Origin of the sequence: Flavobacterium sp., assembly GCF_039916025.1 — a bacterium.
In the GTDB taxonomy this organism is placed as follows: domain Bacteria; phylum Bacteroidota; class Bacteroidia; order Flavobacteriales; family Flavobacteriaceae; genus Flavobacterium.
Genome location: NZ_JBDSMB010000014.1, coordinates 1 through 5,037, shown reverse-complemented (window position 1 = coordinate 5,037; position 5,037 = coordinate 1). Strand labels below are relative to the sequence as shown.

The 5,037-nt window shown below is 34.5% G+C and carries 7 protein-coding genes; 5 read left to right on the top strand and 2 right to left on the bottom strand.

Annotation, left to right across the window (positions count from 1 at the left end):
• The 5 genes from ABIQ27_RS00825 to rlmH form a co-directional block, all read left to right on the top strand.
• A partial coding sequence (locus ABIQ27_RS00825) for an aminotransferase class III-fold pyridoxal phosphate-dependent enzyme (protein WP_348031144.1) occupies nucleotides 1-310 on the top strand: 310 nt, incomplete at its 5' end.
• 131 nt (nucleotides 311-441) lie between these two features.
• Nucleotides 442-1,836, top strand: a complete 1,395-nt coding sequence (locus ABIQ27_RS00820) for a tetratricopeptide repeat protein (RefSeq protein WP_348031142.1) — start codon at nucleotides 442-444, stop codon at nucleotides 1,834-1,836.
• Nucleotides 1,836-2,240 carry an energy transducer TonB gene (locus ABIQ27_RS00815; protein ID WP_348031140.1) on the top strand — a complete coding sequence of 135 codons (405 nt, stop codon included), beginning with the start codon at nucleotides 1,836-1,838 and terminating at the stop codon, nucleotides 2,238-2,240. Before ABIQ27_RS00820 ends, ABIQ27_RS00815 begins: the two co-directional genes overlap by 1 nt.
• A complete protein-coding gene (locus tag ABIQ27_RS00810; RefSeq protein WP_348031138.1) occupies nucleotides 2,237-2,974 on the top strand; it encodes a shikimate dehydrogenase in 738 nt (245 codons plus the stop codon). Before ABIQ27_RS00815 ends, ABIQ27_RS00810 begins: the two co-directional genes overlap by 4 nt.
• Before the next feature lie 6 nt (nucleotides 2,975-2,980).
• Nucleotides 2,981-3,454, top strand: coding sequence for a 23S rRNA (pseudouridine(1915)-N(3))-methyltransferase RlmH (gene rlmH, locus ABIQ27_RS00805; RefSeq protein WP_348031136.1), 474 nt, complete (start codon nucleotides 2,981-2,983; stop codon nucleotides 3,452-3,454).
• Between the two features lie 32 nt (nucleotides 3,455-3,486).
• On the opposite strand, the gene ABIQ27_RS00800 is transcribed toward rlmH, so the two are convergent.
• Nucleotides 3,487-4,092 carry a hypothetical protein gene (locus ABIQ27_RS00800; protein ID WP_348031134.1) on the bottom strand — a complete coding sequence of 202 codons (606 nt, stop codon included), beginning with the start codon at nucleotides 4,090-4,092 and terminating at the stop codon, nucleotides 3,487-3,489.
• Nucleotides 4,089-4,907, bottom strand: a complete 819-nt coding sequence (gene folP, locus ABIQ27_RS00795) for a dihydropteroate synthase (RefSeq protein ID WP_348031132.1) — start codon at nucleotides 4,905-4,907, stop codon at nucleotides 4,089-4,091. Before folP ends, ABIQ27_RS00800 begins: the two co-directional genes overlap by 4 nt.
• Nucleotides 4,908-5,037: the final 130 nt, after the last annotated feature.

Genomic DNA, 5,037 nt, shown 5'->3' with positions numbered 1-5,037 from the left:
AGAAATTTTGGAAAAAGACTACAGCAAGCAATCGTTAGCTAAAGAAAAGCTGTTTCGGGAGCTTTTGGTACATCCTTTGATAGAGGAAATCCGCGGACGAGGATTGATGCTCGCAGCGATGACTAAAGATGCGGAGATTACTAATAAAGTAATACTCAAATGCCAGGAAAAAGGTTTGATTTTATTTTGGCTGCTTTTCGAAGGTTGCGCTATCAGAATTACCCCGCCATTAACAATATCTGAAGATGAAATCAGAGAAGGTTGCGCCATTATTATTGAGACTATGGATGAAATTCAGAATGAAAATTGATGTTGATTTTTGAAATTTTAAATTGTCATTGTTAAATTGTTAATTAAATTGTTTACAACAATAATCGCGGACTACCAAAAAAGCAACGGGTTTCCCTAATTTTATTAAGGATAATTTTAACACCTACAGTTATGCACCTAGATCACGACGAAGAAGATTACAACTTATCCTTATCGAAATTTGAATCGATGTTGAAAACCAACAAAGTGCTGTTTTTCGACTCTGAGGAATTCGAGGAAATCATTCTACATTACCTCGATATGGGAAAAGCTACTCTAGCCAAAAAAGCCTTAAAATTAGGACTTGAACAACACCCAAAATCTACCGGATTAAAACTTGTTCAGGTAGAAATGCTGGTGTACGATGACAAACTCGATCAAGCCGAAAAGTTACTAAACGAACTTTACGCTATTGAGCCAACAAACGAAGAAATTTTTATCCAAAAAGCCAATATTTATTCCAAAAGAGATGACCACGAAAAAGCGGTCGAATTCTTAAAAACAGCTTTGAAATTTACCGAAGATTATGCCGATGTCTATAACTTAATTGGTATGGAATATCTTTTTATGGACAATCTGGAATTGGCAAAAGAAAACTTTATCAAATGTTTGGAAGAGGATTTTGAAGATCAATCTGCGCTATATAATGTAGTGTATTGCTTCGAATTTCTAGACCAAAATTTGGAAGCCATTGAATACCTTAAAACTTATATTGATAGAAATCCATACAGTGAAATCGCATGGCATCAGTCGGGAAGATTGTATTATGGTGTAAAAGATTATGAAAATGCAGTGCGTTCTTTTGAATTTGCTACCTATGTAGATGAAGAATTTGTTGGCGCTTACATGGAAAAAGGTAAAGCTTTAGAGCGATTGAAACGCTATGAAGACGCTATAGAAAGCTATAACAAAACCATCGAATTGGATGATCCAACATCTTATGCTTTGTTGCGCATTGGCAAATGTTATGAAAAGCTGGGCAACAAAGTCCAAGCGTTAAAATATTTCAATAAAACAGTACACGAAGATCCATTGTTAGATAAAGGCTGGATTGCGATAACTGATTTTTATGTTCGTCAAAAAAATTACCAAAAAGCCTTATATTTTGTCAACAAAGCTTTGGCTATCGATGACCAAAATCGTTTGTACTGGAAACGTTATGCTACAATTAACAAAGCGATGGATCATTTTGAAGAAGCTGAATTTGGATATCGTAAAGCAATTGAATTTGGCGACTTTCAATTAGATACTTGGTTGTTTTGGGTTGACATTATGCAAATAATGGGCGAATACAACAACGCTATTTTAACTTTAATCCAAGCAGCTGAATACTTCCCGGATGATTACGAAATTGAATACCGTATGGCTGGTTTTCACATGCTTTTGAACGAAGAAGAAAAAGGAAATTATCATTTGAGCAATGGTTTACGAATCAATTTCAAACACCACACAATTATAAAAGATTTATTTCCGACAGTTTGGGATAGAGAATCTGTTCAGGATTATATTTCGAAGTATAACAAATAATGAATAAGTATTTGCTTTTGCTTTTGGTATTTTCCGTAGCATTCAGTCAAAATAAAAAAGTAAGCTCAAGCGAGAACAAAATATACAGCCAGAGTGAGTTAGATGAGAAAGCAAATTATCCTGAAGGGACTGAATTGCTTTATGCTTACATTAATCATTATTATAAAAATCCTGAAGAACTAGGAAAGAATAATATAACAGCTTGCTTTGTTGTGATTTCTTTTACCATTGAAAAAGACGGAACTTCGAGCAATGTAAAAACAATTAAAAGCTGTGGATTTGGTTCGGATGAAGAAGCTATAAGAGTCATTAGGACAATTAAGAGGTGGAAACCTGGAAAAATTAAAAATAAAACGGTCAGATCTTCTTATCTTATCCCAATACATTTAAGAAACTTAGAATGAATAAAAAATTCGGGCTGATTGGCAAAAATATAAGCTATTCCTTTTCGAAGAAATACTTCACTGATAAATTTGCTTTGGGAAATTTAGCCGATTGCTCTTATGAGAATTTCGACATTCAAACCATTGAAGAATTCACTGCAATTATTGCCAATAATTCCGATTTAAAAGGGCTAAACGTTACCATACCATATAAAGAAAGTGTCATTCCGTATTTGAATAAACTTTCCAAAAACGCAGCCCAAATTGGTGCCGTAAATGTTATCCGAGTAACCAAAAAAGGAAATCTTAAAGGTTATAATTCCGATTATTATGGGTTTATGAAATCCTTAGAACCTTTATTACAACCACATCATAAAAAAGCATTAATTCTCGGAACTGGTGGCGCTGCAAAAGCGGTTTCTTTTGCATTGGATAAACTCGGAATTCTACACACTTTTGTAACACGTGAAGAAAAACAAGGCATGATTGATTACGACCGAATCAATGCGACAACTTTTGATAATTACCAAATCATTATCAATTGCACACCTGTTGGCACAAGTCCAAATACAAAAGACTTTCCTCCTATTCCTTATAATTTCTTTACCGAAAAGCATATTGCTTTCGATTTGATTTATAATCCGGAAGAAACGCATTTTTTGAAGAAAGCCAAAAAGAAAGGCGCTGTTACCAAAAACGGTCACGAAATGCTAATACTTCAAGCCGAAAAAGCCTGGAAGATTTGGAATAAATAAAGCTGCATGAACACCAAATTACTCGCCATTGGCAAAACCGATAACAAAGCGTTGCAATCATTAATTGATGATTACACCAAGCGTTTGTCGTTTTACATCAAGTTTGATTTGGAAATTATTCCAGATATAAAAAACGTCAAAAACCTTTCGGAAAGTCAGCAAAAAGAAAAAGAAGGCGAACTGATTTTGGCCAAACTCACACCAACGGACCAATTGATTTTGTTAGACGAAAACGGAACGACATTTTCCAGTGTCGGCTTTTCTGATTATTTACAGAAGAAAATGAATTCCGGAACAAAGACTTTGGTGTTTGTAATTGGCGACCCGTATGGTTTTAGTGATGAAGTCTATCAAAAAGCACAAGGCAAAATTTCACTTTCGCTGATGACATTCTCGCATCAAATGGTACGCCTTTTTTTTATTGAACAATTGTATCGTGGATTTACAATTCTGAGAAACGAACCATATCATCATCAGTAGAAGTACGAAGTTTGAAGTACGATTTACGAAGTTTAGTAAATGTATTCTTTTTTGCTGTTGATTGTAATCCCTTTTGGAGCGACCAAATGCTTCACAAAAAACTGATACTGAATATACTTTCCAAACGACATTCCTTTATCATAAGCAAAGACAATACTTGAAGCTGGAACGGATTGCTTATCCAAAAAAGTTTGCAATTCATTTTTCGAAAAAACTTCATCTTTGAAATGGACCAAATCATTTCGGTCTAAGTAAAAATAAACCACATTAAAATCGGGTTTTTCCAAGTTGTACTTCACTTTCGTGAAAGGTAAAAAAGCCGTAGCTTTCTTCACTGTATCTGTATAAACAAAATACTTTTCAGAGTGTTTATTGGCTTGCTGCTTTTTAATTTCCAAAATTACTCGGCGCAATGGTAACTGCTTATCAATATTAAAAACCTTATTGATTGAACTAGCAGAATTAGTTTCATCAACTTCAATTAAAGTATCTTTTTCTTCTGTTTTAAAATATAAATAAATCGGAGAATGCTCTTTCACATCAGCCACTATTGTCTCGTTGGCTTGTGGCAGTAAAACTTCTTTATTTTGGCAGGAGAATAGAACAAACAAAAGTCCAAAAACGATTATCCTTTTCATAACTGTGATACTAACTTTATAGTTTCCACTGCTTCTTTTACATCATGCACACGCAGAATACTTGCTCCTTTTTGCAACGCAATTGTATTCAAAACCGTTGTTCCATTCAAAGCAGAATCTGCAGAAGTTTCCAGCGTTTTGTATATCATCGATTTTCTTGAAACACCAACAAGCGTTGGCAATTCGAGCATTTGAAACAATTCTAAGTTATTCATGACTTCAAAATTTTGTTCCTTCGTTTTGGCAAAACCAAATCCAGGATCTATAAGCAAATCGCTGATTTCCAAACTTCGTGCCAACGCAACTTTTTCAGAAAAGTAGAAAAGCATTTCTTTGGTAATGCTTTGATAATTTGCCAAACTCTGCATCGTTTGTGGGTTGCCTTTCATGTGCATCATTATGTACGGAACTCTGAGTTGGGCGACGATTTCCATCATAGCTACATCTAAACTTCCTGCCGAAATATCATTGATGATGCAGGCGCCATTTTCTATTGCAGCTTTCGCGACTTTAGCACGAAAAGTATCAACAGAAATCAATGTTTCCGGAAAGTGTTTTAAAACCAATTTTATCATCGGAATTAGTCGGATAATCTCTTCTTCTTCCGAAACAAATTCAGCACTTGGTTTACTTGAATAAGCACCAATATCTATAAAAGTCGCACCTTCAGTTAGCATTTTTTCAACTTGGTAAAGCACCCTTTTTTCATCAGAATGTTTTCCGCCATCATAGAAAGAATTTGGCGTAACATTCAATATTCCCATCACTTTGGGAGACGATAAATCGATTAGCTTTCCGAGGCAATTAATAGTCATTCGTTTTTTAAGATAGTTATAAGATTTAGTCCTTTGTACTTCAATCTTTATTCTTTACTTTTGGACAAATTTGACACAAAGATACACTGAAATGAGTAAAACTTCTCAAGAATATGATAAGGTTATCGCA